At 48.3% G+C, this 1,332-nt stretch carries 1 pseudogene; it reads right to left on the bottom strand.

Annotated features, from left to right (window positions below):
* A pseudogene (locus FNE76_RS08355) lies at positions 1-1,332 on the bottom strand (DUF3519 domain-containing protein); the annotation flags it as partial.

Raw genomic sequence — 1,332 nt, 5'->3', positions numbered from 1 at the left:
ACTTGCTCACCCGTGGTGCTTTTAAGGGCTTGGGCTAATTTGGCATCTTGATTGAATAGGCGGTTAAAGCCACTGGCAATCTGTATGAAGTCTTGTGCGGCCCTGCTTTGGAATGTGCCCTCTTTGAGGCTCTCTAGGCGTTTGAAAAAGGCTTGGCTATCAAAGACTTTAAGCCCCTCTAGTTGCATCAAAGAGGTGGCAAAGAGTCGCTCAAGCATATTCAGCTCTAGCACTTCTCGATTAGCTGGGTTCAATCCCTTAGTGATGCGGCTTAGATTGTCTAGCCCCTGATGCCCTTGCCCTTGGGTGTATTTGATGAGCGCATCTAAAGCCTTTTGTTCGCTTCTAGCCGCATCTCTGAGTTTGAGAGTGCCCTTGTCGATGATCTTTAGGGTTTCCTTCATCGTGGCGTAATCTTTGAGGGCGGTGTTGAAGAGTTGTGCGTATTTGTGCCCCAAGTCCTCTGGTAATTGCTTGAAAAGCTGGCTGATGCCCTCTTGAATATCGTTGCGGATCATATTATCGCTGAGTTTGCGGATATGCTCTTTGAGCGTGGGGTTGGGCGTGGCTTTGTAGTGGCTATTGAGGGTTTTAAGGGCGTTATTAAGCTGGGTAAAGCCCACACCCTCTTTGTTGTAAATATTGTGCTCAATTTGCTTTAAGAAGGGTTGTGCCTCTAGCTCTAGCCCCTCTTGGCTAAGCTCTTGGCGAATCTGTTTAACCTTAGTGGGATCAAGCGTGATCTTTAAATCCCCCACAACTTGGGGGATGATGCGCTCGGTGGCATCTGCATAAGACTCCTTAGTGCCCTTTTCCAAGTCCTCAAATATGGCCTTGATGTCACTAGGCTTTAAATGGAGTTGTTTTAATTGTTCCTCTAAGTTGCGCGTGGTCTTGTTTAAAATCCCTTTAAGCGTGTTGTGCGCCTTGGGGCTAGAATTGGCCGCCTCGCTCAAAAAGGCTAATAATGTCCCGCTCTCATCGGCGCGTATGGCCCTAATAAAGGCCTCTTGTTGCTCACTCTGCTTGGTTAATCTAAAAATGTCCTCGGCCGCTTGGTAGGCCTTGTAAATCTTGGAATCCCCCCCAAATTGTTCTCGCATTCTTTGGTTTAGCCCTGTGGTTTGGGCATTGAGCCTAACACCCCCACCAAAGTGATTAGCAAACTCTTTTAAGGCCTGTTCTTGCTGGGGGGTATAGACTTCTTCTAAGACTTTTTGGGCGGCCTGCACATTCCCACTCATAAAGCGTTTGCTAGCCCCCACAAGGGGGATATAATCTACACTGCGCCCAAGAACACCCGCTAGGGGTTTGAGACTCTGCGCGCCTTTA

The sequence above is a fragment of the Helicobacter mehlei genome (assembly GCF_007280785.1).
Lineage (GTDB): Bacteria > Campylobacterota > Campylobacteria > Campylobacterales > Helicobacteraceae > Helicobacter > Helicobacter mehlei.
This window is presented reverse-complemented; position numbering and strand designations above follow the sequence as displayed.